The sequence below is a fragment of the Microbacterium sp. NPDC058389 genome (assembly GCF_042722305.1).
Lineage (GTDB): Bacteria > Actinomycetota > Actinomycetes > Actinomycetales > Microbacteriaceae > Microbacterium.
Map to the genome: position 1 here is coordinate 30832 of NZ_JBHXJQ010000014.1, position 23547 is coordinate 54378.

The window sequence follows — 23547 nt, forward strand, 5'->3', positions numbered from 1 at the left end:
GTCTGCGGCATCCACTCGTCCTCCCAAGGAGCCCTCATGGCACGTCCCCCCGCATCCGGAACCCAGCACGCGCTCCGCGCCGGCGACTACGAAGCCGTCGTGGCGAGCGTCGGTGCGACGCTCCGCTCGCTCACGTACCGCGGCCGCGACCTCGTCGTGCCGTTCGAGGCCGACGAGGTGCGCCCGGCGCACCGTGGCGCGACCCTCGCGCCGTGGCCCAACCGCGTCGTCGACGGCCGGTACGCGTTCGGCGGCCAGGACTTCCAACTCCCGCTCACGGAGCCCGCCCGCTCGCACGCGCTCCACGGACTCGCGACGTGGCTCGACTTCGAGGCGATCGACAAGGGTCCCGACCACGTGACCCTGGCCGCCGTCATCCAGCCGGCGACGTTCTACCCGTGGCGCGTGGTCGTCACGACGACGTTCTCGCTCGGCCCCGACGGCCTCACGCAGTCGGTGACGGCGCTCAACGAGAGCGACGCGCCCGCGCCGTGGGGCACCGGTCCGCACCCGTACCTCGTGGCGGGCGACGGTCGCGTCGACGGCTGGACGCTCGAGCTGCCGGCGGCCGAGGTGCTCTCGGTCACCCCCGACCGCCTGAGCCCCGTCGCGCTCGAATCCGTCGACGGCGCCGACCCGCAGCGCTTCGACTTCCGCGCCGCACGGCCCGTCGGCGCGGCCGAGATCGACCACGCCTACACCGGGCTGATCCGTGACGCCGACGGCTTCGCCACCGTGCGGCTCACCGACGCCGCCGGCTCCGGCGTCGAGATGGCGTGGGATGCCGCGTGCCCGTGGGTCCAGGTCCACACCGCCGACAAGCCCGAACCCGAACTGAGCCGCCTGGGCCTCGCCGTCGAGCCGATGACATGCGCGCCCGATGCCTTCAACGCGGCCTCGTACGACTACGACGCCGGTCTGATCGTGCTGGAGCCGGAGGCATCCACCACGGCCTCATGGCGGATCGCCGCGATCGGCTGACGCGCCGCACCGCAGCGACTCCGAACGAAGGCGGAGCCGGCCCCCCGGTCGGCTCCGCCTTCGGCGTCAGCGGGTCAGTCGTCGCGCAACTGCTCCTTGATGTCGTTGCGCGTCTTGACCGAGTCCCGTTCCGCCTCGGCCTTCTTGACGTCCGCGTCCGCCTTCATCTCGTCGACTTTGTCGCCGATACGGTCGGTCGTGTCGTCCCACGTGTCCTTCAGCTTCTCGCCGACGGCCTCCGCGGTCTCTTTCGCGTCGTCCATGAATCCCATCGGTCGCTCCTCTCGTGGGGTGTGGAGGCGACGATACGGAGCGTCGGAACGCGGGTCACGGGGGTTGCTCCGAGGGCTCGGGTTTGCTAACGCACGGGCGTGCGAGTGTCGATCGCGTCGCGCAGCGGACGCCGCATCGGCCCCCAGTAGTGGGTCGGGGTCACGCGCGTGAGTACGTCGACGAGCCGCGCCTCTCGCCCGATCATGATGCGGGGGCGGCGCCGGACCGTCGCGTCCACGATGCGCGCCGCGGCGTGCTCGGGCTCGGTGTGGTACATCGCCGCCTGCGCCTCGGCCGCGCGCTGGGCGACGTCGGGGTCGATCGCGGCGGCGAACCGGCCGCGCAGGATGATGCCGGTCTTGACGCCCGCCGGGTACACCGCTCCGACGCTGACGGTGGTGCGCTCCAGCTCGTGCCGGAGCGACTCGGTGAACCCGCGCACCGCGAACTTGCTCATGGCATACGGGATGCGTCCGGCCGGGGCGGCGAGCCCGTAGATCGAGACGAGGTGCGTGATGTGCGCCGCCGGCTCGCGGTGCAGCGACGGCAGCAGCGCCTGGGTGATGTTCACCGTGCCCCACAGATTCACGTCCATCAGCCACCGCATCTCGGCCATCGTGAGCTGGCCGATGTCGCCGAGCATCGACGATCCGGCGCATGTGATGAGCGCCTGGATGCGCGGATGGGATGCCTCCACCTCGGCCACCGCGTCGGCCACCGCCGCGTCGTCGGTGAGGTCGACGGCGTGCGTCGTATGCCCCGTCCCCTCGAGCGTTGCCACCACCGCGGCGAGGCCCTCGGCGTTGCGGTCGACGAGCGCCACGTGGGCGCCCTTCGCGGCGAGCTGCCGGGCGACGTCGGCGCCCATGCCTGCCGCGGCTCCCGTGATGACGGTCGTGCGCCCGCGCACTTCCAGGGGTCGCTGTCTCGCCATGTGCAGCCTCTCGCTCCGGATCGTCCACGTCGACGATCGCGCCTTCGATTCTCGCTGACTCCGGAGGCCTCCGCGGACGCTAGCCTCTTTACGGGAGGTGTGATGGGCAAGACCGCAGAGGCGATCGCCGAAGGGGTGTCCATCGCGTCCGCCGCCGCGCGACTCTCGATCCGCAACCGCATCCTCGTCGACACGATCGCGAACGACGAGCCGTTCGAGGTGACGCGGTTCGCGCCGTTCGCGCACGAGACGCTGATCGCGCTCGCCGACGAGCAGGATGCCGCGGCCGACCTCGTCCGGCGCCAGCGCAAGAAGGCGTGGGGCAAGTTCACCGACCCCGACGGCACGCACGACTACCGCGACCGCGACACCCGCAACCTGCGCAAGCGCGGCCGGCAGTACGCCGGCGTCGCCCAGGCCCTGCGCCGCATGGCCGACGACCCGCACGTCGTGCGCACCCTCATCGAGCAGTCGCGCGACGCGGCGTGGGGCGACGTCGAGGCCAACCTGCAGCGCCGCCTGCAGGTCGAGGGCATGCGCGCCGACCTCGACCCGGACTACGAGCGCATGCGCGCCGCCCGTATGCAGTCCATCCGCCTCGTCGACCTGCCGCGCCTGGCCGCCCACAAACGGCGCGCCGACGACGTCGACCCGGACGCGCCGGCCGGCGTCGTCACCCCGTCGCCGCGGGTGTCGGGTATCGACGTCAGCGAGCTCGAAGGCTGACGCGCGTCCGAGGGCGGGCGTACGCTCGCCCCGTGGACGACGCCGCGGCGCAGCCGATGTGGTTCCCGCCGGAGCACCCGCTCGCGGTGCGGGTGCGCGCCCTGTGCATGCCGTACCCCGAGGCCGTCGAGGCGATCTCGCACGGCCGCTGCACCTTCCGGGCCGGCAAACGGCAGTTCGCGATCGTCGGGGTCGGGCCCGCCCCCGCCGTGCTGTTCCTCCCCGACGAGCTGGAGCGTCCGGTGCTGCTCGAACGCGGCGACACCTTCGTCCCGCCGTACGAGGGCGCCTACGGCTGGCTGGCGCTGCGCGTGGACGTGGATGCCGGCGACTGGACGCTCCTCGCCGAGCTCATCGACACCTCGTATCGGCGGGTCGCACTGCAGCGCCAGCTGCGCGAGCTCGACCGTCGGTGAGCGTCGCACCGGCCGCCGGACACGCCCGGGATGCCGGCATCCGCCCTCGATTCGCGCCGAGCCGGGGCGTGAGGTATTCTTGACGACGTTGTGCGCGAGAGCAAACAACATGCGCCCGTAGCTCAATGGATAGAGCATCTGACTACGGATCAGAAGGTTGGGAGTTCGAGTCTCTTCGGGCGCACACTGTGTTGAGACAGTAAGCATGGAAAACCCGCGGATTACCGCGGGTTTTCGTGTTTTCTGGCGGGGTGCGTGGCGCGTGAGGGCGCGCACGGGGGTTCGATCGCTCGCGGCTCTGTGCGTGAGCAGGCCCCGCCCGTGCGCCCCGCGGATCCGCGGCCGTTAACCTCGTGGGATGACACGCGACGCGAACCACGAGGCTGCGGACATCGACGGGATGCCGCCAGGGCGCCGAGTCGGCGAAACGGGGTTACCGCTCCGCCTCGCAGCGGCGGATGATGCCGCATGAGCGTGCATCTCATTGGCGGTGGCGCGACGACGATCGCGGATGCCCCGCTCCATGCACCGTTCGTCGCCGAAGCGATTCGGCGTGCGAGTGACGCGGGTCGTGCGCGGCCGCGGATCGCCGTGATCTCGCTGCATCCCGAGGCCGAGGAGAAGGCGGCGGCGCTCGGTGAGCTCCTGATCGAGGCCGCCGGGGGAGCCGCCATCGAACTGCATCTGACCGCCGGCAAGCACGGCCAGTCGATCGGGCTCGACGCGATCGCCGATGTCGACGGCATCGCGGTGGGTGGCGGCAACGTCGAGACCGTGCGTGCGGGGCTCGAGCCGGTGTTCGACGAGATGCGTCGGCTGGTCGCCGACGGAGTGCCTTATCTCGGCGTCTCGGCGGGAGCGATGATCGCGGCCGAGGGATCGCTCGGAAGCGGCTCACGCATCGGCGGCGTGGTCGTCTCGCCGGAGGACCCCGACGAGCCGGGCGACGAGGTGGAGATCGAGGTCGGCATCGGGCTCGTCGACGTGACCATCGAGGTCCACGTGGCCCAGCGGGGGATGCTGTCACGGCTGGTCGCCGCCGTCGAGTCAGGACTCATCACCGGCGGTCTCGGCATCGACGAGCGCACGGCCCTGATCGTCGGTGACGGCGGGCTGCGGGTCGAGGGGACGGGCAGCGTCTGGCGTGTGTGGCCGGCCGAGAACGGCGTTCTCGTCTCGACGATCGGCAGATGACCGCGCGCGACGGATCGAACCGAAGAAGCCTGATCCGATCCATTTGCGGCAGCCGCCCGATCCGGGACTCTTCCAGCAGGAGTTCACCGGTGAGATCGCGCGTCGGCCGCGCTCGATCGCTAGTGTCGCAGCCATGCAGGAAGTAGCGGCGCTCTCGACGATGGTGTCGGCCATGTGGCTGACGGTGGCGATTCTGGCCGGTGGGTTCGCACGCACTCGAAATCGCTCGCCGTGGTACTGGTTCCTCCTGACCTTCTTCCTTGGGCCGATCGCCGCCTTCCTCCTCGTGGTCTGGCCGCCGCTGCCCGCGAAGGTGCCGGCGGAGACCTTCTTGCAGCCCTGAGTTGCAGCACGATCCACGTGCGGGCCGGTGCCCGAATGACGGACCGATCAGATTTCTCATCGGCACGACATCGGGCTGAGGCCCGATGGGCGGGGGACGCCGGGTGAGGGGGCGGGGCTATTCAGCGCCTTCTGCGGGGGAAGCCGCTGCACGGGCCGAGGCGGCGCGATCCTTCGCCGCTGCCTGACCGAGCAGCTGACCGCCGCTCGTGAGCAGCGCACGACGCCACGGAGCGACCCCGTCGATCTCGATCTGGATGGAGATCGAGAGGATCGTCCGGATGATCACGATGATCCCGAGGATGAGGGCGTCCTCGAGCGAGGGCTTGGAGGTGATCGTGCGCACGAGATCCGCGGCAACGAGTACCTCGAGTCCGAGCAGGATCGCCGCGCCGAGGGTCGTGCGGAGGGCGGTGTAGGCGGCGTGGCCGCCCTCGCCGCGCAGGAGGGAACGGATGCCGAGCACGACCGCGAAGACGAATCCGGCGACCATGACGACGGCGCCGATCACCTCGAACCCGATGGCGACAGCGGTGAACACCGACTCGAAATCCACGCGCTCAGCGTAGGGGCCCCAGCCCGGCGTGGCTAGGCGACGCGCATATGGTGCCTTGGCAAGGAGATCGGTGTCTCGCCGAGGGCCTTGACGTGTCTCGGGCATTCAGATGCTCTCGGACGCGCACTGGTGATCGAGGGGATCCCGCTCCGGGCGGGACATGCGCGTGGTGCCTGCGGGCGGCCCGGATCGCTTTCGAACCCCGTCTGTGCGCAGAGGGTCGGCGTGGCCGGTCGTACGTATGTCGTCGGGCGTGCGGGTGGCCCGGGGAGCCGGTCCATGGCTTGCCAAGTGGTCTGTCGACAGGTCGACGTGCAGAAGGCACGATCGGGGGATGGATGCTGTTGTGCGACGCGCTTTCCGTCAGGTCGATGTCTTCGGACTGGGCTCCAACGACGGCAATCCCGTGGCTGTGGTGCTCGACGCGGATGGCCTGACGGACGAGGCAATGCGACGGTTCTCGGTGTGGACGAATCTGTCGGAATGCACCTTTGTGCTTCCTTCGACCGTGCCCGATGCGGACTACCGGGTGCGGATCTTCAGCCTGAACACCGAGCTCCCCTTCGCCGGTCACCCGACGTTGGGAACGGCGCGCGCGTGGCTCGATGCCGGTGGTACCCCAGCCACACCAGGTGTGGTGATGCAGGAATGCGGTGCGGGTGTCGTTCCCGTGCGCCTCGACGGTGACATCCTCGCCTTCGCGGCCCCGCCCCGACTGCGCTCCGGCGCCGTCGATGCCGACCTGCTCGCGGCGATCACCGAGATCCTCGGCATCGACGAGGGGCAGATCGTGGATGCCGAGTGGCTCGACAACGGCCCCGGCTGGGTGGGTGTGCTGCTCGCAGACGCGGCGACTGTTCTGAGCCTGCGTCCGGATGCCTCCGGGCACCCCGGCCGCTGGGACATCGGCGTTCTCGGACTGCACGCAGCCGACTCGCTCCCGGCTGTCGAGGTGCGGGCGTTCTTCACGGACGGCGACGGGCCGCTCCGCGAGGACCCCGTCACGGGCAGCCTCAACGCCGCCGCCGCGGAGTGGCTCATCGCCACCGGACGAGTAGGAGCGCCATACCTCGCGGCTCAGGGTGGCGCCATCGGCCGACGCGGACGCGTGCATATCAACAGCGAAGACGGTCGCATCTGGGTCGGCGGCCGCGCAGACGTCATCGTCTCCGGGACCGCCGACCTCTGACCGACCCCTCAGAGCAGATCCGTATCCGGGCAGTGCCCGGTGGAGGTACGAGGCACACGCCTCCCGGCACGTACGGTGCCATGCCCTTCCGGGTGAGGCGCGCAATGGCCCCGCCGCGCGGTGTGCGCGAAGGCGGGCCTTGCGTGTGGCGGCATTTCAGCGCGAGGGTCTCCAGCCCCTGGGTGTGGTGATGAGCAGTCGCTGTCGGGTGGTCGTCGGGTCTGTGATGATACCGACCAGCGCGGCGGCGACGTTGTCGAACGGGAGAGTCGGCAGGCCAGGGACGCGGCCGACACCGGCCAGTGGCTCTACCGCGGTCTCGGGGAGGGCTGGGGCGTCCTTGAGGTTGATCGGGTAGACGATCGTCCAGTCCAGACCCGAGGCTTGCAGGAGCTGGTCGGCGGCGGCCTTGTCGGCGAAGAACCTGCGCAGCGCGGTGCGGTAGATCAACCGAGCGAAACCGGATGCCTTCTGCGCGGTGTCACCAGCGCCGAACGCTGAGACGAGCACGACGCGGTCGACACCGGCAGCCTTCGCGGCCTCGATGATCTTCGGCAGGTTGCGCTGCATGAAGTCCCCGTCTTTCATCGGGCCGGTGATCGACACCAGCAGCGCGTCCGCGCCCCGCGCTGCAGCGGTGAGCGCCGCAGTATCCTCCGCCGCACCTTGTGCGGTCGTGACGCCCGGCTGCGACTGGACGGCTTCCGGAGTGCGCGCAAATGCCACGACCTGGTGACCGGCCTTGACGGCCTGGGTGGTGAAGCGGGAGCCGACATTGCCGGTGGCTCCCAGGACGACGATCTTCACAGACTTCTCCTTCTTGGTGGATGGCTCGACCGCGAGCGGGCGGTTCGCCGGTCAGGTCAGCAGCGGGCGGCCGAGTGTGCTCTCCAGCGCGTTCACGCACAAGTCGAGGTGGGCTTGCACGGGCGTTGTGGGGGCATCGGCGGCGTGCCGGCCCGTGTACTCCACGAACGCGAGCCACGCGCCCATCGCGAGGCGCGATTGCTCGGTGTCGGCCGTGCCGGTCGCGGCGAGGAGACGCTGCACCTGAACCTGATGGTTGCTCGCCGCGAGCCGCGCCGCGGTCGAGGTGCGCTCCGGCGTGGTCGGCGTGTATAGCTCCCGCACCGCCCCGGAACTTGCGGCGAAGTGCTCGAAGAAGGCCGCCAGCGCCCGCTCGACGTTCGCGCGCTGCGAGAGCGCCGGATCCGGAGCCGTCGCCACCAGCACCCGGTTCGCCTCACGTTCCAGCACCGCTTCCAGCAGGCGCTCGCGGCCGGGGAAGTAGTGATACACCAGCGCTCTCGTGATCCCGGCTTCCGCGGCAATCGCGGTCATCGACGCTCCGGCAACCCCATCACGGGAGAAGTGCGCGGCCGCGACGTCGACGATCTGCGCGCGACGCTGATCCGGAGAACGTCGCACACCCGCCGAGCTATTTGACATATGTCTAATATAGCTCGGCGCGCTTGCCATCCGGTCACAGATCCCTCGCGGGCGTCGCCCGGTTGCGAAGCTCTGGCGAGCTCGGCAGCGACCCGGGCGTCGCATCAGATGAGACGAGTGCGCGCGGGCTGGCAGGGTTGATGCCAGGGGAGTCGCCCGTCGCGGTTGAGTGGGCGGCGATGGCGTGATCTACTCGACAACTTGGCTGGTTGTTCGAGAAGGATTGGTCCATGGCAAGTGAGGCACTCGAGATCCCCGTCGTCGAAGACCTCATCGAGCTTGGTCTGGAAGTCGACAGACACGAAGAACCGTGGGTCGTCACAGCGACGGCCTGGGCTGCCGACGGCAGTGGTGTCGCGCTCACCTGGGACGAGAGTGCCCGCTCTGTGGCGGTGCGGTGGTTCGACGACGCGGGCGATCGTGCGAGGCTTGAGCGAGAAACAGCAACGAAAGTGTCCGTGCGAAAGCAAGACGACGGAACGATCGAATTTCGAGTGTGGATGCGATCCGCTGACCTTGACGGCGAGCTACTGATTCAGGTCGGGCGAAGAGTAACGCTCTCCGACGCATTGCTTGTCACCAGATGATCCGCGCAGAACGCTAGCCGGTTCGTGATCGAGCGTTTCCTTAGGACGAAACTGCTGGGCGGCCTGCGCCCGGTACCGCCCCCTCAGGCGTGCAGCCGTGCGAGGAAGTCGTCGACGGAAAGCTCGTAGCCGGTAGCCCGCTCTCCGGCCCAGTTGACCCCGATCAGCAGTCCGTCTTGGGCGAGACCTGGCACCCACCTGGATTCGAAATCAGCGCGTGAAATCTGTCGGGGGCGAAAACCTGCATACGCCGGAGCAGCCGCGATGACTCCAAGGGCTCTGCTCTCCCGAGACCAGAACGGCATGGCGCGGTCGCCAGTCGCTCCAACTGGGGCAGGAATGCCGGCGTCATCCTCGATTGTCCAGACCGAGCCGTCGGCACCGAGTTCCGTGAAGAAGGCGGCGGCCTGCGCCGCACTCGTGCTCATGGCCCAAGCCCTAGCGTCGACTCGCGAGCCTCGAAGCTGGCGTCATCCGTGGCACGCGTTCGATGGCCGGTGGTTCATTGGGCTGACGGCACGGTTACCTCACCTCTGACGCTCTGCGGCATGCATCTGGTCGCGCTCGCGACTATCGTCCAGATGTGCAGCCTCTCGTCACCACCGCAATCCGGCGACCCTTTCACGGGGGGATTGTAATCGTGGCCGATGCTGACTCCGGGGCGTTGGTTCCTGATGCGGTGCCGGGCTTGCTCGTTTGGTCGAACCAGCATGGCGTCGTCGCCCTTGTGCGCCATGCGCAGGACATCGATTCGTTTGGCGACACCGTCGATTGGGCGGAGGCCGAAGTCGTCGTGCGGGTCCTGCAGGCTGCCGAGGCTCCGACTGCCGATAGGCGCGAAGTGTTTCGTGGCAGGCTGCATGTGCCGAGCGGCCGACTCTCCATCGGAGATGCGGACGGCGAGGTCATCCATCCAGCACATCGAGGCTGGAACGAGCTGGTGATCACCGTGGCCACTAAGCTCTCTCCCGCCGACCTTTCTCCCGACCAGCTGAGGATCGATCTTCTCCCAACGTCCTAGGGGGCCTTTGGCTGTCAAGGGCGGGGCTGTTCGGATGCGGGCCCGCTATCGAGCGGTGCGTCGCGGACCGGTTCTATCCACAGGCGACGGTCGGCGGTCAGGGCCGTCGGTGCGGATCTCCTACGATCCAACAATGACCTCGTCCCCTCGCCGACCGCGACGCATCCGGGCTGGCCTCGCCGCCTTCGTCACAGGGAGCATCCTCACCAGCGTCCTGCTCGTCGGTTGTACCCAGCTGGGAGCAACCGCGCAGTCATCCACCTCGACCACGGCGACCGCAACTCCCTCGGTCGCACCGTCCGAGCCCAACGACTCGCCGTGCACACTTCTAGATAGCGCGACCCTTGAGTCGCTGATCGACAGCGCGCCGAGCGGGAGCGAGGTCACCGTGCCGGGTAGTGACCTGCCGGCATGCCAGTTCGGCGACATCACCGAGCTCGGTGTACAGGTTGCACGCGTGCCCGCAGGGGAATGGGCCGGCTCATTGCCCGCTATCGTTGACGGACTGAGGGCGCTCCCGGAAGGCACTCTGGATCCCGCCGTCATGAAACAGCTTGAGGACTCCTCCGAGGCGATCGCCGCAGGCGCCGTCACCCCGGCCGGGGAAGCTTGCGGCTACTTCAGCAGCCTCCTCGAACTTCAGGGGCAGGAGCCCGGCACCACACGATCGGTTTCCTACTACCCCGACATGGAGACCGCGATCGCAGTCACCGGGCAGCAGTGTGTCGACGGCATCTACACCTCCGTCGTGGTCGGCAAAGACGACCTCGCGGACGATACTGCGATCGTTGATCAGGTGCTGACCGTGCTGCTTCAGATCGGTTGAGTCCTGGCCCGAACCCGCCCGTGGGCCGGTCGGTCAGCGTGCCGACTTTGCTGCCGCTATGGTGTCGCTCATGACGCGCTCATCGAATGAGCGACGGACGATGTGGTCTGTCGCCTTGATCATTGCCGCAGCAATCGTGGTGGTCGGGGGTGTCGCCGCGTTGATCGGAAGCTTCCACCTGGCGGTCATCTGCGCAGTGCTGCTGATCCCGGCTCTCGTAGTCGCGGGCGTCCTCTGGGTCGTCGCAAGGAACACGACTCGCGCTTGAGGGGGCTGCGCGCAAGCAAGTGGGCTCAGCGTGCCGACGCCCGACTCGCCCGGCCGGCTAATCGGCGGCCTCGGCGAAGAAGGTGCGGACGCTGGTGATCGTGGCTCCGTTGACGGTGACCACATCTATTCCGCGGACCACCGGCGCGCCGACGGGACCGAATGCCCACGCGAGCGCGCCGATGTCGGTTCCGACATAGCGCTCACCGTCTTCCACGAAGACGAAGTCGTCCGGAGCGCCCTCGAGAAGGTCAGACGCCTTCTTCTCGATGGCTGCCCTTCCGCGCACGGTGCCCTCGGGGTCGGTGAAGGTCACGTCCTCGGAGTACACCCGCTGGATCGCCGCCCTCCTCGCGGCCGCGTCCCGGTTGCCGAACACCTCGTGCAGGTTGGCCGCAAGCAGGTCAGAAACGTTGGTCATCTGGGATCCAATCGACTCGTGAGTCATCCGATGCTGACTGAACATCCTTGGCGCACCGCACTATTCCGTCACATGCCCCTCAGGTCTTCCGAGCGTCCGCCTCCCGATCGCTGCTCCGTAGACCACGTTCCAGAGCGCGTGCGAACACCGGTCTGTGCCGCCCTATCGTGCGGGGATGCGTGGGATCCAGGTCGACGGACGAGAATCGTCCTGCCGCCGCGAGGGCGTCGGCCTCAGGGGCGGACGGGCGTTGCTGCGTCGACGCCGACGACCGTTGTCCACGGGCGGACTGTCCACGACGTGACCAGCCCCGACGTGACATACGGATCGGCGGACGCGAATTCGGAAGCCAGTTCCAGTGCGTTCTCGCCCGTGAAGACGATCAGGCCCTCGTACGGGCCCGTGCCCACCGCACCCCCAAGCACCAGATCACCGCGCTCGACCGCTGCCCACGCGAGCGCGAGATGCGCAGCTCGGTACAACTCACGAGATTCCAAGTAGTCGTCGCCATAGCTGTACTGGAGGACTGCGTGCACCATGCACCGAACCTATCGAGTCCAGGAGCACTGGTCGCAGGCTGGCGGTGAACGGGCGACCTCCACGACCCGCGAGGGGATCCGACGGGGCCTCCCGGCCGCCTACGACCGGATCAGCTCCCGCCGCACTACTGTGGTGCTCCACCGTCCCAGCACGGCACCTGCGACGGTGTCCGAGATGTGGTGTTGGCCGCGGTAGACCCGTGAGAACGCGATCGCTCCGGTAATGCCGTACCGCAGGAGAGGGCCGAGGATCCGCGCGCCGCGGGCGCCGTGGTGATCGAGCAGGTCGGCGAGCGTGCCGTGGAGCGCGAAAGCTGCCGCCGTGTGCCCCGAGGGGAACGACGACGTCGCGTGCGGCTGCTCCGGGCGCCACACCCCCTCGGGCCGTGGCCGTCCCACCAGAGCCGCGGATGCGACGAAGCACGCGGTCTCGAGGGCGAGTGCCGCCGCCGGGGCGACAGCTGAGCGCCGGTCGCGCGTCAAGAACCAGGTGACGCCGCACCAGATCACCCCGTTCGCGATGGTCTGCGGGACGCCGGAGTACCACGAGAGCGCCTGGGTGATCCGGTCCATCGGCTCGCGGAGCCCGGTGGGCATGGTGATATCGCCGTCGGCGGGCCGATGGCCGCACGCGTCCTGGAGCGCACGCACCGCCCGGTCTTCTGGTGGGTCGTCGCCGCCGAGGAGCCGTATCGCGCGCCCGGCCACGGCGAGCACGGCGATCGCGCCGAGCGCCGGCAGGACGACGGCTCGAAGCAGCGGCATGACCGCAGACTAGTGGCGCTCCGCGGGATGGGAACAGACCGGAACGCCCCACACCTGGGAACGCCCGAACACCGGTCCGTTGACGGCGGCGTGATCCGGAATCGCGCGAAGAACCCGCGCGCGACGATGCCCCGTGGCCCCCGCCTTCTGGGTGCCGACAGCTGGTCCGTGGCGCACGGGTCTACCGGCCCTGCAAGCCGCCGTGAACTGCCGAGACGGGGTGCTCTTCCCGCCCGAACGGCGAACGCCTTGACGGTGCCCGTGGAGCCGAGGATCGTGGTCAGGAACCCGGCACTGGCGCTCCGTGCGCACCGTGCGGTTGCACCATGCCCGTTGCGACCGAGGGAGAGTGCTGTCATGTCCACTGTCGTGGAGTCTCTGCGAAGCACGCTGGCCGATGCTGTCGTCGCCGAAGGCGACGCGGGCTACGACGAGGCGCGGATCGTCTACAACGCGATGATCGACAGACGGCCGGCAGCGGTCGTCCGGTGCGCGAGCGCCGCGGACGTCGCAGCCGTCGTGCGCGCCGCCGCGGAATCCGGCACCGACCTCGCGATCAGAGGCGGAGGGCACAGCGTGCCCGGATTCGGAACAGCAGACGGCGCCGTCGTCGCCGACCTCAGTGGTCTCACGTCGGTGCAGGTGGATCCGGCCACGGCCACCGCAGAGGTCGGCGGGGGAGCGACCTGGGGGATGTTCAACGAGGCGGCGGGGGCGCACGGACTCGCGACGACGGGAGGGATCATCTCGACGACCGGGGTCGGCGGGCTCACGCTCGGCGGCGGGATCGGCTACCTTGCGCGCGGCTACGGCCTCTCGTGCGACAACCTGCTCGCCGCGGAGGTCGTCCTCGCCGACGGCAGGGTGGTCACGGCGAGTGCGGACGAGGAGCCGGACCTGTTCTGGGCCCTGCGCGGCGGCGGCGGCAACTTCGGCGTCGTCACGAGATTCCGATTCCAGCTGCATCCCGTGTCTGAGATCTACGGCGGGCCGACCTTCTTCGAGCTCGCCGACGCGCCCGCCATCCTGGCGCACTTCCAGGAGGTCGCACGGACGGCTCCCCGCGAGTTCGGAGGGTTCCCCGCCTTCCAGATCGCGCCGCCGCTGCCGTTCGTCCCCGAGGACCGCGCCGGCGAGCCGTTCATGGCCGTCATCTTCTGCTACAACGGCCCCGCCGCGGAGGGCGAGAAGATCGTGGAGGGGTTCCGTGACGTGGCCACGCCCGTGGCGGAAGCGGTCGGGCCCATGCCCTACCCGGCGCTGAACGGTGCCTTCGACGCTCTTGTGCCTCCCGGGCTCCAGCACTACTGGAAGGCGTCCTTCGTGGACGAGCTCACGCCGGAGGCGATCGCCGCGCACATGGCCCACGGACCGCTCGTCCCCACGGTCAACTCGACGGTGCACTTCTACCCGATCAACGGCGCCTGCCATGACGTCGCCCCCGACGCGACGGCGTTCGGGCACCGTGACGCGAACTTCGCGATCGTGATCGCGGGGATGTGGCCCGACCCTGCCGAGAACGCAGCGAACACCGCGTGGGTGAGGGACTACTTCGGGGCGGTCGAGGCGTTCGGACAGGGAGGCGGCTACATCAACTTCCTCTCCCAGGACGACCAGCCGCAGGCAGCGGCGAACTTCGGCGCGAACTATGCGCGGCTGCGCGCCGTCAAGCACGCCTACGATCCGGGCAACGTGTTCCACATCAACCAGAACATCACCCCGGAGGTGTAGCGCTCTGCTGCCGTCTCAGGAATCGAAGGTGTCGGTCCACGACGCGATGTCGACGCCGTGGTTGTCGGGCGAAGCGAGCGACCACCAGGCGGGCGCGTGCGAATCGTCCGCGAGCCGGCCACCGGCCGCGAGTGCGGCATCCACTCGCGCCTTCGCCTGGTCGGCGGGAACGAAGACGTCGAAGTGCGTCCGGCCGCGCGCCGCGGAGTCGCCGCTGATCGGATTGAAGGCGAGCTGCGGGCCGCTGCGCAGCGGATCCACGGCGTCGGTGTCGCCGAAGTCGTCGTAGCCCAGCGCCGCGGTGAAGAAGGGCCGGACGTCGGCCTGTGAATGCTGGGCGACGTAGATGCCGATCGACTGGATGCGCGACGGGTCGGCGGCCAGCCGCAGTTCGGACGCGGCCCGAGAGACGGCCGCGGCGAACTCCGCCGCCGCCGAAGGGATCCCCTCGTCGTCACGATACGGAACGCGCACGATCACGCCCTCGGGGCGCACATCGATGTCGGGATGGATGCCGCACCGCGCTGCGGCGGCGACGGTCGGGGCCACGAGCGCCGCAGCCTCCGTGAGCGACCCCGCCGTGAAGACCGCCTGCGGGCCGGTCGCGGTGACCCGCCAGTCGGAGACGCCGAGGGCGCGGTGGAACGCGGCCGGCGTGATCCCCGCCGGTCCGCCCGTCGACTCATCCAATGAGGAACCCCCTCGGTCCGTGGCGTGCGGGCACCACGGTACTCGGCGGGCGCGGCGCCGTGGGGTGCGGCGTCTCGCCGACGGTCGCTGAGCCCGTCGAAGCGCCCGTCGACAGGCTCAGAGACCGGTGTCAGAGCGGCTCACGGCCAGCCGGCCTCCGACGGTCACGACACGAGCTGATCGCGTCGACGAGTGAGGTACGCCCGCTCCGCAGGGTTGCCGGCGAGCTGGAGCGCTCGGTCGTACGCGGTCCGTGCCTCGCTGCTTCGTCCCACTCGCCGCAGCAGATCGGCGCGCGCGGCGTGGAAGGCGTGGTAGCCGTCGAGGGCCTTGCCGAGCCGGTCGACCTCGGCGAGCGCCACGTCGGGGCCATCCACCTCGGCGACCGCGATCGCCCGGTTGAGCCGCACGATCGGCGATGCGTCGAGTCTGACGAGGCGGTCATAGAGGGCGACGATCTGGGACCAATCGGTGTCGTGCGCCGACGGCGCATCCGTGTGCACCGCGTTGATCGCCGCGAGGAGCTGGTAGCGTCCCGCCTGCCCGTCGCCGGCAGCGACCGCCGCGATCCGCTCGCGCACCAGGGCATGCCCCTCCGCGATCAGAGCGCGGTTCCAAGCGCTGCGATCCTGCTCGTCGAGGGTCACCAGCTCGCCGGCGCGGGACACCCGCGCGGCGCGCCGGGCGTCGATGAGGAGCATCAGGGCGAGCAGGCCGGTCGCCTCGCCCTCATCCGGCAGCAGCGTGTGCAGCAGGCGGCCCAGCCGGATCGCCTCCTCGGTGAGGTCGGCGCGCAGCAGGCCGGCGCCCGCGCTGGACAGGTAACCCTCGTTGAAGACCAGGTAGATCACGGCGAGCACCCCCGCCAGCCGTTCCCGGAGGTCGTCGGCCGCCGGCACCCGGTAGGGCACGTGCGCGGCCTTGATCTTGGCCTTCGCGCGCGTGATCCGCTGCGCCATCGTGGTCTCGGGCACCAGGAAGGCGCGCGCGATCTCGGCGACGGTGAGCCCGCCGAGCAGACGCAGAGTCAGCGCCACTCTGGCCTCCATCGCGAGGGCCGGGTGGCAGCAGGTGAAGACCAGCCGGAGGCGGTCGTCCTCGACCGGTCCGCTGGGCTCGGGTGGGGTGTCGTCGGACAGCATCTGGGCCGCTTGGTGCTTGACGTCGCGGAGGGACTCCCGGCGCAGCCGGTCGATCGCCTTGCGCGTCGCGGTCGTGGTGAGCCAGGCGCCGGGGTTGGGCGGTACGCCGTCGCGCGGCCAGCGCTCGACCGCGGCGACGAACGCCTCGGCGGCGGCGTCCTCGGCGAGGCCGAGGTCACCGAAGCGACGGGCGAGGCCCGCCACCAGCCGCGCCCACTCCTCGCGGTGGGCGCGGGCGATGGCCTCCTCGGCGGGCGACGACGTCACGACTCCCGCGGAGTCCGGGTCACCTCACGCACTCGCGGACGCGTGCCGGTCGACGATCTCCGCCATGTCGGACGGAAAGCGGTGGACCTCCTGAGGCCAGTCCAGCGACACGGCCAGTCGCCCGGCCCAGTACCGGGCGGCTTCGTCGTCCGGTACTTCGATGGCGGTGAATCCGCCGAGGTGCTCCTTCGTCTCGACGAACGGCCCATCGGTGAACACGGGCTCGCCGTCCTTGCTGACGACGCTGCAGACGGCGGTCGAGGCGTCGATGCCTCCCTCCGCGAAGAGGAAGACGCCGGCGGCCGTCATCTCCTCCAGCACGGCTTTCGAGGCCTCGCTCTTGCGATGCAGCTCGTCGGCGGTGTGCGCGGGCACCCACTCGTCGTTGAATGCGATCAGATACTTCGGCATTGTCGTCTCCTCTCATCGGACGAGAGCCGTGGCGTGGACTCCCGGGGTGTGGTGGCCAGAAGGTCCCACACCTCATCCACGAACGGCGACGCTCGAATACGACACTATCCCCGGAGGCGTTCGCGATGATCGGGGAAACGGAGCAGAAGGGGGCCGTCGCCACCCCGATCGCGCGTGGCCGGTCAGGCGAGGTAGGGATCGACGAGCAGCGGACCCCGGATTTCTCTCAGCGTGTCGATCAGCCGCTCCAGCGCCTTCCGGTTCCACCCGGAGATCTGCAGGTCATGGGGTCCGAGCGGTGCGAGCCTGCCGGTGCGGATCCGGACGACCTCCCACTTCGCGGCACGCAGCGCGCGATCCTTGCGGCGGTCGGCGTCCTCCCGCTTGCCGACGTGCTCCAGTCCGTGCCGGCCGGTGCTGTCGTACTCGACCGCCACCCGCAGCTCGGGGAGCAGGATGTCGGGCCAGACCTCGAGGTGATCGAAGAACGGGCGCGCGACGCGGACCGCGTTGAGTCCCGGCGTCAGCGGCATCCGCGCGAACAGGTCCGCACGCAGCTGCGCCTCGACGGCGGATGCCGGCTTCGGCGCGCACGCGGATAGGAACGCCTCGCCGACCGGCACGTCCGGTGTCTTCGGGCAGAGCTGCACCGTGCGCGGAGGGCGGCGAGGCCGCAGCACCACTCGCCCGACCGGGTTCGCGATCGTTCCCACGCCCGCTCCACTCGCCGCTGCCGCGTCGAGCGGAGCCTCGGGGCGCGTGGGCCCAGCCGGGACGGGGGAGCCAGGCAGGGTCACGACATCGCGCATCGGCAGTGCGCGCACGGGCCGGGCGCTCTCGGTGCACTCCGGGCACCACGCGGAGCGCCGACGCTCGCGGCCCGGCCGGTGGCGCTGCTCGTCGGGCGTGGCGGCGAACTTGTGGCCGGCCTCGCACTGCCACAGCAGCAGCACGTCCGCCGCCGGCGGGATCTGGGTGAGGGCGATGCCGGCGTTGAGCTCGGGGTGGTACTGGCGGATGAGGGCGGGGAACGGCGACCAGGCCTCGCGGTAGCTCCCCACCGGATACGGCACCTCGGCGCCCTTGGAGAACTGGCGCCGGGCCCACCAGAGTTCGACGCGCTCCGCCATGAGAGCAGGGTAGGCGGGGCCCACGACATCGCCGCGCCGGCGTCACTCGTGCTCGGGCAGCAGCGGCGTCGACCAGCCGGGGTCCCGCCCGAGCTGTGCGGCACGCGAGACGGACGCCGAGCCGAAGCGGTCGCGCACGGCATCGAGCACGGTGTCGAGGCGGACCCCGTCGTCCCAGTCGATCGGCAGCTCCGGGGGCACGCTGTCGACCCGACCGAGCTGCGACAGCGAGACGCCGATCAGCGTGATGCCGCGCTCGCCGATCTCGGGCTGCGCGGCGGCGAGCAGCCCCTGTGCGACGGCGAGGATCAACGCGGTGCGATCGGTCGGCGAGCGGAACGAACGGGAACGGGTGGCCTTGGCGTAGTCGCCGAACCGCAGGCGCAGCACCACCGTCCGGCACACGCGGTCCCCGTCGCGCAGGCGACGGGCGAGCCGGTCGACGATCTGGGTGAGGATGACCTCCAGCTCGTCGGGCGTGCGCGGACGATTGCCCAGCGCGCGCTGCGAGCCGATCGAGCCGCGCCGGCGCGTGGTGTCGACCGGGCGGGGATCGCGCAGGCGCGCGAGGGCGTGCAGGTGGGCGCCCGCCGCCCTGCCCAGCAGTCGCTCGGCGGTGGCGGCTTCGAGCTCGGCGAGCTGTCCGACGGTGTGGATGCCGAGACGGTGGAGCTTCTCGGCGGTCACGGCGCCCACGCCCCACAGCCGCTCGACCGGCAGGGGCAGCAGGAACTCCTGTTCGCGCTCGGGCTCGACGACCAGCAGGCCGTCGGGCTTGCTCACCGCGCTGGCGACCTTGGCGAGGAACTTGGTGCGGGCGACGCCGACCGAGATCGCCAGCCCGACCTCGGCGCGCACCCGCTGACGCAGCTGCACCGCGATCTGCTCCGGGGTGCCGACGAGTCGCCTGAGGCCCCCGACCTCGAGGAACGCCTCGTCGATCGAGAGCCCTTCGACCAGGGGCGTGGTGTCCCGGAAGATCGCGAAGACCGCCTTGCTGGCCGACGAGTACGCCTCCATGCGCGGCGGCACGACGACGGCATCCGGGCACAGCTCACGCGCCTGCCGGCCGCCCATCGCCGTACGCACGCCGCGAGCCTTGGCCTCATAGCTCGCGGCGAGCACCACGCCGCCGCCGCCGACGATGACGGGCCGGCCGCGCAGCTCCGGGGCATCCCGCTGCTCGACCGACGCGTAGAACGCGTCGAGGTCGGCGTGCAGCACGGTCGCCTCGCCCCGCATGCCCTGCCTCCCGCCGTCTGTCGGGCGAGATTCTCGCATGAAGCTGCGACACTGTGGCGGGTCACAGCGACGAAGAGTCGATGATCGGTTCACCGCGTGCTGCACCGTCTGCGCAGGCGTCCTGCGGACCGGCCCGGATAATGAGGGGGTGGAGCCGTGGGAGATGCATGCGTGGTACGCCGACTACCTCGACGCGTGCAACCGTCACGACCTCGCCGCGATCCGGTCGTTCGTCGATGCGGCGGTGCGCCGCTCGCACCTGCCGGGCGGTGTCGACGCGTGGATCGACGAGCTCGACGACCTGTTCCGCGGGTTCCCGGACTGGCGCTGGCGCCGCATCCAGCTGATCGTCGAGGACGACCGCATCGCAGCGCATGTGCGGGGGAGCGGCACGCACCTCGGGGAGTTCCGCGGCATCGCGCCGACGCGGCGGCACGTCAACGTCGCCGAGTTCTCGATGTACCGGGTCGCGAAGGGGCGGTTCGTGGAGTACGCGGGAGCCGACACCGGCTTCGAGCTCATGAACCAGCTCGGAGTCGCGCCGACCCCGCTACGGTGAGTGCCGTGCCCTTCGCGCTCGCCCTGACCGTCGTCCTCGCGCTGCTCGCCCTCTTCCAGCTCGCCCTCGTCTGCGGTGCGCCGTGGGGTCGGTTCGCATGGGGAGGGCAGCATCGCGTGCTGCCGGCGCGGCTGCGCATCGGCAGTGCCGTGTCGATCCTCGTCTACGCGCTGATCGTGCTCATCGCCTGGGATCGGGTGGGCGCCGTCGACGTGTTCGGCGGGGTGTTCTCCGAGATCGCGATGTGGGTGATCTTCGGCTACTTCGTGCTCGGCATCGTCCTGAACGCGGTCTCGCGCAGCAAGCCCGAGCGCTACACGATGGTGCCGGTGTCGATCGTGCTCGCCGTGCTCTCGTTCCTCGTCGCGGCGGGGTACGGCGAACTCGCGACCGCGATCTGATCAGTCCGCCGCCCGTGCGACACGCGTCAGGCGTGCGGGACGGCAGCGACGATCGCGCCGGCGACGGCGGTGCCGTTCGGCGCGCGGTACTCGAAGCGGTCGCCCGGGAGCAGGCCGGCGATCGCCTGGCCGAGCGGCGACTCGGGCGAGTACACCGCGACGTCGCCGTCCGCACCGAGCAGGGCGCGGGAGCCGAGCAGGAAAGTGTCGTGCGAGCCGTCGGCCGCGAACTCGACGGTCACCCGCATGCCGGGCTCGACGATGCCGTCGTCGGGGCGGGCTCCCACCTGGGCACGGCGGATGATGCCGCGCAGCTCGATCGCGCGCGCTTGCGCCTGGTCGTCGTCGGCGCCCTCGCGCACGATCGCGTCGAGCTCCTCCTCCAGGTGACGCAGGGCGTCCTGCGTGAGCCAGATCGGCTCTTCCACAACAGACACGGCAGACCTCCTCGGCCGGGACAGATGAAGTTCCCGAGCCTAGCCGGTTTGCCGCGCCGAGGGGCGACCCGCCTATTTGCGCTGCTCGAAGGCCCCGGCCGAGATGGGCAGCGCGACCGCCAGCACGACGCACAGCAGGCCCGCGACGAAGACGAGCGCGGGAAGCGGAGAGGCGAACGAGATCCCCAGCAGCACCATTCCCCCGACCAGCAGGATCAGATAGAGAACGAACAGCATCGACGGCCCCCTGACTCGTAAGCGTTGCCCTCTCTGCCTACCGCACGGATGGGCAGGTGCGCCAGAGGCACGCGCGCACCAGAATGTGGCCATGAGACTCCTGCAGGTCGCCCAGCGCGCCGACGACCTCGACCGCGCGGCGACGTTCTACGAGACCCTCCTCGGCGCACCCGCGACAGCGCGATTCGATCCGCCCGGGCTGCTGTTCTTCGACCTCGACGGCGTGCGGCTGCTCCTCGACCGCAACGCGCCCTCCGCCCTGCTGTACTTGCGGGTGGACGATGTCGCCGCAGCGATCGCACGGCTCGGCTCCGCAGCCGAGGTGATCTCGGAGCCGCATGTGATCTTCACCCACTACGACGACACGCTCGGTCCGGCCGGAAACGACGAGTGGCAGGGGTTCGTGAAGGACTCCGAGGGCAACACGGTCGGGCTGATCTCGTTCGCCCCCAGCCCCTGACGCACGCGGGATGCGGCACAGTGCTCTGCCGGGCTCGGCAGGCCGAGGCATCCTGCCCCTCTCGAATCCATAACATCGGGCAGAGTGCGTGCACGGGGCGGCTAGCCTGGTGGAGATGAGCGCCTACGTCTCGGCGTTCGAGCTGTTCTCCATCGGCGTAGGACCCTCGAGCTCCCACACGGTCGGACCCATGCGGGCCGCCCACGACTTCGCCGTCCGCCTGAGGGAGTCCGGTGAGCTGGCGCAGGTCGGCCGTGTCACCTGCACCCTCTACGGTTCGCTCGGCGCCACCGGCATCGGCCACGGCACCCCCGACGCAGTCGTCGCCGGGCTGCAGGGATACGAGCCCGAGACGGTGGATCCGGATGCCGTCCGCGCGGCGTGGACCGGATGGCCCGCCGGCCGGCACCTCGACCTGGCGGGCAGCCATCCCGTGCTGTTCGACCGCGGGGACGTCGTGTTCGCCCCGCGCACCCGCCTGCCGGCCCACCCCAACGCCATGACGCTCGAAGCGTGGGCGGCACCCGACGACGGCCCGCTGCGAACCCTCGCGACGGCCGGCGGCATCCGCGAGACCGGGCACGCGGTCGTCGCCGACGCGCAGCCGATGCCGGACGCCGGACTGATCGCCCGCGAGACGTACTACTCCGTGGGCGGCGGCTTCATCCGCCGTGACGGCGAGGCGCCGCAGGTGCGGGCGCACGCGTATCCGCTCGACTTCGCGTCCGCCGAGCAGCTGCTGCACCTGTGCGACGAGCAGGGCCTCACGATCGCCGAGGCGGCCCGGCTCAACGAGTCCGCGATGCGCGGCGAGGAGGAGGTCGCGGCAGGGCTCGACGCGATCTGGGACGCCATGGCGGCCTGCGTCGAAGCGGGCCTGCACGCCGACGGGGTGCTGCCCGGGATGCTGGGGGTCAAACGGCGCGCGTCGTCGATCCGCGCCCAGCTCGAAGCCGCCGAGGCCGACGGGCGGCGCGAGCTGCCAGGGGAGTGGCTGGGGGCGTTCGCGCTCGCGGTCAACGAGGAGAACGCGGCCGGCGGTCGCGTCGTCACCGCCCCGACCAACGGCGCCGCCGGCATCGTGCCCGCGGTGGCGATGTACTGGTGGCGGTTCCTCGCCGATTCCGGCCTCGGTGCGGGCAATGCCGTGACGCCCTACGGCGAGCTGGTCGGCAGCGCCCTGCTCGGCTACGACGGGCACGTCGCCGAGCCCGAGGAGTCCGGCTCGTGGGACGACGAGCAGGTGGCCGACGCGAACCGGCGGCGCGGCATCCGTCGCTATCTGCTCACCGCCGCCGCGCTGGGGTCGCTGTTCAAGGCCAATGCGTCGATCTCGGGGGCGGAGGGCGGCTGCCAGGCCGAGGTGGGCTCGGCGTGCGCAATGGCCGCCGGGGGTCTGACGGCCGTCATGGGGGGCACCAACCGGCAGATCGAGAACGCCGCCGAGATCGCGATGGAGCACCACCTGGGGCTCACGTGCGACCCGGTCGGCGGCCTGGTGCAGATCCCGTGCATCGAGCGCAACGCGATCGCCGCGTCGACGGCGGTCACCGCCGCGCGCCTGGCGCTGCGCGGCGACGGCTCGCACTACGTCTCGCTCGATGCGGTCGTCGAGACCATGCGGCAGACCGGCATCGACATGTCGACGAAGTACAAGGAGACCAGCGAGGGCGGCCTCGCGGTCAACGTCATCGAGTGCTGAGCACCCCGCCCGTGAAGTGGCGCCGGCACCTCGCCTGATACGACTCCACGCCGCCGATCTGCTCGGGCGCCGGCACCCGGGCATCGACGACCTCGCCGGGGGCGAGACGCTGGTGGAACGCGGCATCGGCCCCGCAGACCGCGCACACGGCGGTGAGCTTGAGCACGTCCTCGGCGGTCGCCATGAGCGCCGGCAGAGGCTCGAACGGACGACCGTCGAAGGTGACGCACAGCCCGGCGACGATCACGGTGACCCCGTCGGCGACGAGCGCCTCCACTGCCGCGACGAGCGGCGGGCCGAAGAACTGCGCCTCGTCGATCGCCACGATGCCGAGGTCGCGGCCGAGCGTGGCGTCCGCGAGCGCCGCGGCGTCGGCGACGGTGCGCGACGGGACGCTGAGCCCCGAGTGCGAGCTCACCTGTCCCGTTCCCCGCCGGTCGTCCAGCGCATGGTTGACGAGTTCGACCGACAGCCCGGCGATGCGCGCCCGTCGCACTCGGCGCAGCAGCTCCTCCGACTTGCCGGCGAACATGGGTCCGGTGACCACCTGCAGCCGGGCCCGATCTGGCGTGTGCATGGCGCCAGGATATGCGGCCTAGGATCGAAGCGCCCGAACTACCGGACAGTGTCCCCCGGAACGTCAGCAAGGATG

At 70.4% G+C, this 23547-nt stretch carries 31 protein-coding genes and 1 tRNA gene; 15 read left to right on the plus strand and 17 right to left on the minus strand.

Annotated elements, in window-relative coordinates; all coding sequences use genetic code 11:
- Positions 1 to 36 precede the first annotated feature (36 nt).
- Complete coding sequence (locus ACFWJ8_RS16330) at positions 37 to 981, plus strand: aldose 1-epimerase family protein (protein ID WP_378813498.1); 945 nt, start codon at positions 37 to 39, stop codon at positions 979 to 981.
- A gap of 74 nt (positions 982 to 1055) precedes the next feature.
- On the opposite strand, the gene ACFWJ8_RS16335 is transcribed toward ACFWJ8_RS16330, so the two are convergent.
- Together ACFWJ8_RS16335 and ACFWJ8_RS16340 are read right to left on the minus strand one after the other, a co-directional pair.
- Positions 1056 to 1253, minus strand: coding sequence for a hypothetical protein (locus ACFWJ8_RS16335; RefSeq protein WP_378813500.1), 198 nt, complete (start codon positions 1251 to 1253; stop codon positions 1056 to 1058).
- 86 nt (positions 1254 to 1339) lie between these two features.
- The gene (locus tag ACFWJ8_RS16340; protein ID WP_378813502.1) at positions 1340 to 2188 is read right to left on the minus strand and encodes an SDR family NAD(P)-dependent oxidoreductase; all 849 of its coding nucleotides are present in this window, start codon (positions 2186 to 2188) and stop codon (positions 1340 to 1342) included.
- 102 nt (positions 2189 to 2290) lie between these two features.
- Here ACFWJ8_RS16340 and ACFWJ8_RS16345 point away from each other — a divergent pair, with 102 nt between their 5' ends.
- From ACFWJ8_RS16345 to ACFWJ8_RS16365, 5 genes are all read left to right on the plus strand, one after another.
- Complete coding sequence (locus tag ACFWJ8_RS16345; RefSeq protein ID WP_378813504.1) at positions 2291 to 2914, plus strand: asparagine synthase; 624 nt, start codon at positions 2291 to 2293, stop codon at positions 2912 to 2914.
- 32 nt (positions 2915 to 2946) lie between these two features.
- Complete coding sequence (locus ACFWJ8_RS16350; RefSeq protein ID WP_378813506.1) at positions 2947 to 3330, plus strand: MmcQ/YjbR family DNA-binding protein; 384 nt, start codon at positions 2947 to 2949, stop codon at positions 3328 to 3330.
- A gap of 111 nt (positions 3331 to 3441) precedes the next feature.
- Positions 3442 to 3514 (plus strand) — tRNA-Arg (locus ACFWJ8_RS16355).
- 284 nt (positions 3515 to 3798) lie between these two features.
- On the plus strand, positions 3799 to 4524 hold the full coding sequence (locus ACFWJ8_RS16360; protein ID WP_378813508.1) for a Type 1 glutamine amidotransferase-like domain-containing protein: 726 nt from the start codon (positions 3799 to 3801) through the stop codon (positions 4522 to 4524).
- 133 nt (positions 4525 to 4657) lie between these two features.
- Entirely contained in the window at positions 4658 to 4867 is a 210-nt protein-coding gene (locus tag ACFWJ8_RS16365; RefSeq protein ID WP_378813510.1) for a hypothetical protein, read from the plus strand.
- A 117-nt stretch (positions 4868 to 4984) separates the two neighbouring features.
- Here ACFWJ8_RS16365 and ACFWJ8_RS16370 read toward each other — a convergent pair whose 3' ends face one another.
- Positions 4985 to 5422 carry a DUF1622 domain-containing protein gene (locus tag ACFWJ8_RS16370; protein ID WP_378813512.1) on the minus strand — a complete coding sequence of 146 codons (438 nt, stop codon included), beginning with the start codon at positions 5420 to 5422 and terminating at the stop codon, positions 4985 to 4987.
- Positions 5423 to 5768: 346 nt separating this feature from the next.
- Between ACFWJ8_RS16370 and ACFWJ8_RS16375 the strand changes: the two genes are divergently transcribed.
- Entirely contained in the window at positions 5769 to 6611 is an 843-nt protein-coding gene (locus ACFWJ8_RS16375; protein WP_378813514.1) for a PhzF family phenazine biosynthesis protein, read from the plus strand.
- A gap of 156 nt (positions 6612 to 6767) precedes the next feature.
- On the opposite strand, the gene ACFWJ8_RS16380 is transcribed toward ACFWJ8_RS16375, so the two are convergent.
- Together ACFWJ8_RS16380 and ACFWJ8_RS16385 are read right to left on the minus strand one after the other, a co-directional pair.
- Entirely contained in the window at positions 6768 to 7418 is a 651-nt protein-coding gene (locus ACFWJ8_RS16380; RefSeq protein WP_378813516.1) for an NAD(P)-dependent oxidoreductase, read from the minus strand.
- 51 nt (positions 7419 to 7469) lie between these two features.
- Positions 7470 to 8060, minus strand: coding sequence for a TetR/AcrR family transcriptional regulator (locus ACFWJ8_RS16385; protein WP_378813518.1), 591 nt, complete (start codon positions 8058 to 8060; stop codon positions 7470 to 7472).
- Positions 8061 to 8290: 230 nt separating this feature from the next.
- On the opposite strand from ACFWJ8_RS16385, the gene ACFWJ8_RS16390 reads away from it, so the two are divergent.
- The gene (locus tag ACFWJ8_RS16390) at positions 8291 to 8647 is read left to right on the plus strand and encodes a hypothetical protein (protein ID WP_378813520.1); all 357 of its coding nucleotides are present in this window, start codon (positions 8291 to 8293) and stop codon (positions 8645 to 8647) included.
- Between the two features lie 83 nt (positions 8648 to 8730).
- Here ACFWJ8_RS16390 and ACFWJ8_RS16395 read toward each other — a convergent pair whose 3' ends face one another.
- Positions 8731 to 9075, minus strand: coding sequence for a DUF2750 domain-containing protein (locus tag ACFWJ8_RS16395; RefSeq protein WP_378813522.1), 345 nt, complete (start codon positions 9073 to 9075; stop codon positions 8731 to 8733).
- A 212-nt stretch (positions 9076 to 9287) separates the two neighbouring features.
- Here ACFWJ8_RS16395 and ACFWJ8_RS16400 point away from each other — a divergent pair, with 212 nt between their 5' ends.
- Positions 9288 to 9668, plus strand: a complete 381-nt coding sequence (locus ACFWJ8_RS16400; protein WP_378813523.1) for a hypothetical protein — start codon at positions 9288 to 9290, stop codon at positions 9666 to 9668.
- A gap of 133 nt (positions 9669 to 9801) precedes the next feature.
- Positions 9802 to 10494, plus strand: coding sequence for a hypothetical protein (locus ACFWJ8_RS16405; RefSeq protein WP_378813525.1), 693 nt, complete (start codon positions 9802 to 9804; stop codon positions 10492 to 10494).
- Positions 10495 to 10819: 325 nt separating this feature from the next.
- Here ACFWJ8_RS16405 and ACFWJ8_RS16410 read toward each other — a convergent pair whose 3' ends face one another.
- The 3 genes from ACFWJ8_RS16410 to ACFWJ8_RS16420 all read right to left on the minus strand — a co-directional run bounded on the left by ACFWJ8_RS16410 (position 10820) and on the right by ACFWJ8_RS16420 (position 12486).
- On the minus strand, positions 10820 to 11182 hold the full coding sequence (locus ACFWJ8_RS16410; RefSeq protein WP_378813527.1) for a nuclear transport factor 2 family protein: 363 nt from the start codon (positions 11180 to 11182) through the stop codon (positions 10820 to 10822).
- A gap of 233 nt (positions 11183 to 11415) precedes the next feature.
- On the minus strand, positions 11416 to 11718 hold the full coding sequence (locus ACFWJ8_RS16415) for a YciI-like protein (RefSeq protein WP_378813678.1): 303 nt from the start codon (positions 11716 to 11718) through the stop codon (positions 11416 to 11418).
- 102 nt (positions 11719 to 11820) lie between these two features.
- On the minus strand, positions 11821 to 12486 hold the full coding sequence (locus ACFWJ8_RS16420) for a phosphatase PAP2 family protein (protein ID WP_378813529.1): 666 nt from the start codon (positions 12484 to 12486) through the stop codon (positions 11821 to 11823).
- A gap of 357 nt (positions 12487 to 12843) precedes the next feature.
- Between ACFWJ8_RS16420 and ACFWJ8_RS16425 the strand changes: the two genes are divergently transcribed.
- Positions 12844 to 14217 carry an FAD-binding oxidoreductase gene (locus ACFWJ8_RS16425; RefSeq protein ID WP_378813531.1) on the plus strand — a complete coding sequence of 458 codons (1374 nt, stop codon included), beginning with the start codon at positions 12844 to 12846 and terminating at the stop codon, positions 14215 to 14217.
- Positions 14218 to 14232: 15 nt separating this feature from the next.
- Here the strand turns inward: ACFWJ8_RS16425 and ACFWJ8_RS16430 are convergent, their stop codons facing one another.
- From ACFWJ8_RS16430 to dinB, 5 genes are all read right to left on the minus strand, one after another.
- Positions 14233 to 14907, minus strand: coding sequence for a VOC family protein (locus ACFWJ8_RS16430; protein WP_378813533.1), 675 nt, complete (start codon positions 14905 to 14907; stop codon positions 14233 to 14235).
- Positions 14908 to 15071: 164 nt separating this feature from the next.
- Positions 15072 to 16316, minus strand: a complete 1245-nt coding sequence (locus ACFWJ8_RS16435) for an RNA polymerase sigma factor (protein WP_378813535.1) — start codon at positions 16314 to 16316, stop codon at positions 15072 to 15074.
- A gap of 24 nt (positions 16317 to 16340) precedes the next feature.
- Positions 16341 to 16727, minus strand: coding sequence for a YciI family protein (locus ACFWJ8_RS16440; protein WP_378813537.1), 387 nt, complete (start codon positions 16725 to 16727; stop codon positions 16341 to 16343).
- A gap of 182 nt (positions 16728 to 16909) precedes the next feature.
- A complete protein-coding gene (locus tag ACFWJ8_RS16445; protein WP_378813539.1) occupies positions 16910 to 17857 on the minus strand; it encodes a zinc-ribbon domain-containing protein in 948 nt (315 codons plus the stop codon).
- A gap of 42 nt (positions 17858 to 17899) precedes the next feature.
- Positions 17900 to 19099, minus strand: coding sequence for a DNA polymerase IV (gene dinB / locus ACFWJ8_RS16450; RefSeq protein ID WP_378813541.1), 1200 nt, complete (start codon positions 19097 to 19099; stop codon positions 17900 to 17902).
- A 148-nt stretch (positions 19100 to 19247) separates the two neighbouring features.
- On the opposite strand from dinB, the gene ACFWJ8_RS16455 reads away from it, so the two are divergent.
- Positions 19248 to 19658 (plus strand): ester cyclase, encoded by a 411-nt coding sequence (locus tag ACFWJ8_RS16455; protein ID WP_378813543.1) that lies wholly within the window; start codon positions 19248 to 19250, stop codon positions 19656 to 19658.
- 5 nt (positions 19659 to 19663) lie between these two features.
- Positions 19664 to 20059, plus strand: coding sequence for a hypothetical protein (locus ACFWJ8_RS16460; protein WP_378813545.1), 396 nt, complete (start codon positions 19664 to 19666; stop codon positions 20057 to 20059).
- A 26-nt stretch (positions 20060 to 20085) separates the two neighbouring features.
- Here ACFWJ8_RS16460 and ACFWJ8_RS16465 read toward each other — a convergent pair whose 3' ends face one another.
- Positions 20086 to 20496, minus strand: a complete 411-nt coding sequence (locus tag ACFWJ8_RS16465; RefSeq protein WP_378813547.1) for a GreA/GreB family elongation factor — start codon at positions 20494 to 20496, stop codon at positions 20086 to 20088.
- Positions 20497 to 20568: 72 nt separating this feature from the next.
- Entirely contained in the window at positions 20569 to 20733 is a 165-nt protein-coding gene (locus tag ACFWJ8_RS16470) for a hypothetical protein (protein WP_378813548.1), read from the minus strand.
- Between the two features lie 91 nt (positions 20734 to 20824).
- Here ACFWJ8_RS16470 and ACFWJ8_RS16475 point away from each other — a divergent pair, with 91 nt between their 5' ends.
- Positions 20825 to 21193: a VOC family protein gene (locus ACFWJ8_RS16475; RefSeq protein ID WP_378813550.1), complete on the plus strand. Its 369-nt coding sequence runs from the start codon at positions 20825 to 20827 to the stop codon at positions 21191 to 21193.
- A 115-nt stretch (positions 21194 to 21308) separates the two neighbouring features.
- Positions 21309 to 22895: an L-serine ammonia-lyase, iron-sulfur-dependent, subunit alpha gene (locus ACFWJ8_RS16480; RefSeq protein ID WP_378813552.1), complete on the plus strand. Its 1587-nt coding sequence runs from the start codon at positions 21309 to 21311 to the stop codon at positions 22893 to 22895.
- On the opposite strand, the gene ACFWJ8_RS16485 is transcribed toward ACFWJ8_RS16480, so the two are convergent.
- Positions 22882 to 23472 (minus strand): thymidine kinase, encoded by a 591-nt coding sequence (locus ACFWJ8_RS16485; protein WP_378813554.1) that lies wholly within the window; start codon positions 23470 to 23472, stop codon positions 22882 to 22884. The genes ACFWJ8_RS16480 and ACFWJ8_RS16485 overlap by 14 nt on opposite strands.
- Positions 23473 to 23547: the final 75 nt, after the last annotated feature.